Genomic DNA, 1,862 nt, shown 5'->3' with positions numbered 1-1,862 from the left:
CTCCGATCCCCCTCCAACAGGTCTCCCTCAATCCCCCCGGATCCCCTCCGGAAGCCCTGATGCCTAATACGACCCGCGTCACCCAGAAAGGGTTGTACGGCTGCGGGCAGTAATTTTCGTGAAAGTCTCAGCTCCGCTTCCGGGTGCCGACAAACCAGGGCAGTCGTAGCGTTTCAGACATGAGTGAAGATGCGAATGTGCCGCTTGAGAAGGCTGTGATCGACGAACTCGGCGACGAAAAGCTCACCGAGATCGCCGGTCTGCTCGACACCGACGCCGCCGGCGCACAGAACCTGATCACCGAGACGGTCTCCGCACTCTCCGGCGGACTGCAGGAGAAGGCCACCAACGGCGCCCCCGAGGAGGTCGACGAGGTACGTCAGGCCTTCGCCGAGGTGGGCGACGCCGCCGGCGCCGCACCGCTGCAGGGCGTCGCCACCCTGGGCGGCGGACTGGGCGGGCTCCTCAGCGGCGGCATGATGGCCGGAGTCATCGCCAAGATGAGCAAGCCGGTCGCGACGGCGGTGTCCAAGAAGACGGGCATTCCGGCGCCGACCGTTTCGCGCGCCATCGAGATGCTCATCCCGGTGCTGCTCGCCGTACTGACGAAGCGGGCCGCGTCGTCGAAGGCGGGGGCGTCCGGCGGTTCGCCCCAGGCCTCCGGCCCGATCCCCACCCCCGGCCCGGTCCCGGGTGCGGCACCGGGTGCCACGCCGACGGGCCAGCAGGGCGGCCAGCAGGGCGGCGGCCTGGACCTCGGCGACATCCTGGGCAACATCCTGGGCGGCGGCAAAAAGTAACCCGCGTCGCCCATGCCCCGCGTCGCGCGCCGAGAAGGGGACCAAACGTTCAGCACCTGTCCGGGTTTGCCCCGGTTCTTGCTGGACGGATGGTCCCCTTCTCGCTAGCCGAGGACCTCGGACGAGCCGAGGACTTCGGACGCCACCGATGAGAAGCGGGTCGCCGTCTCATGGAGGACTGCTGCGCCGTCCTCTCGCGCCCACAGCTCCGCGTTGAAGAGTTCGACCTCCACCGGGCCCGTGTAGCCCGCCGCGTCGACCAGGCGCCACCAGTGCGCGAGGTCGATCGAGCCGTCGCCGAGCTGGCCGCGACCGGTGAGGACGCCCTCGGGCAACGGGGTGGTCCAGTCCGCCAGTTGGAAGGTGTGCAGGCGCCCGCCCGCACCCGCCCTGGCGATCTGCGCGGGCGCGAGGTCGTCCCACCAGATGTGATACGTGTCCACGCAGACCCCCACCTGATCGGCGGGGAAGCGTTCGGCGAGGTCCAGGGCCTGGCCCAGGGTGGAGACCACGCAGCGGTCGGCCGCGTACATGGGGTGCAGCGGTTCGATCGCGAGGCGTACGCCGTGCTCGGCGGCGTACGGGCCGAGTTCGGCCAGTGCGTCCGCGATGCGCTCGCGGGCGCCGGCCAAGTCCTTGTCCCCCGCGGGCAGTCCGCCCGAGACGAGGACGAGGGTGTCGGTGCCGAGGGTCGCGGCCTCGTCGATCGCGGCGCGGTTGTCGTCGAGGGCGCGGCGGCGTTCGGCGGGGTCGATCGCGGTGAAGAAGCCGCCACGGCACAGGGTCGTGACGGTCAGGCCCGCGTCCCTGACCAGCTTCGCGGCCGCTTCGACGCCGTACTCCCGAACGGGTTCGCGCCACAGCCCGACACCGGGAACTCCCGAATGCCCACAAGCGTTGGCAAGTTCGGGCAGCGAGAGCTGCTTGACCGTCATCTGATTGATGCTGAAGCTGTCCCTTATACACATCTCCCAGCCCACGAGACCCGCTTCCATCTAGTATGCCGTCTTTTGCTTTAAAAAAACAGACACAATCGACTCATTGTAAGCGTTCCAGAAAGCT

At 68.5% G+C, this 1,862-nt stretch carries 2 protein-coding genes; one reads left to right on the top strand and one right to left on the bottom strand.

Annotated elements, in window-relative coordinates; all coding sequences use genetic code 11:
* Positions 1–179 precede the first annotated feature (179 nt).
* Complete coding sequence (locus G6045_RS40410) at positions 180–800, top strand: DUF937 domain-containing protein (RefSeq protein ID WP_165337233.1); 621 nt, start codon at positions 180–182, stop codon at positions 798–800.
* Positions 801–904: 104 nt separating this feature from the next.
* On the opposite strand, the gene G6045_RS40405 is transcribed toward G6045_RS40410, so the two are convergent.
* Positions 905–1,735, bottom strand: a complete 831-nt coding sequence (locus G6045_RS40405) for a sugar phosphate isomerase/epimerase family protein (protein ID WP_235968620.1) — start codon at positions 1,733–1,735, stop codon at positions 905–907.
* Positions 1,736–1,862: the final 127 nt, after the last annotated feature.

It is taken from the genome of Streptomyces mesophilus (genome assembly GCF_011044995.1).
GTDB lineage: Bacteria > Actinomycetota > Actinomycetes > Streptomycetales > Streptomycetaceae > Streptomyces > Streptomyces mesophilus.
The sequence above is the reverse complement of the archived record's forward strand: the minus strand, read 5'-3'. Positions and strand labels throughout refer to the sequence as shown.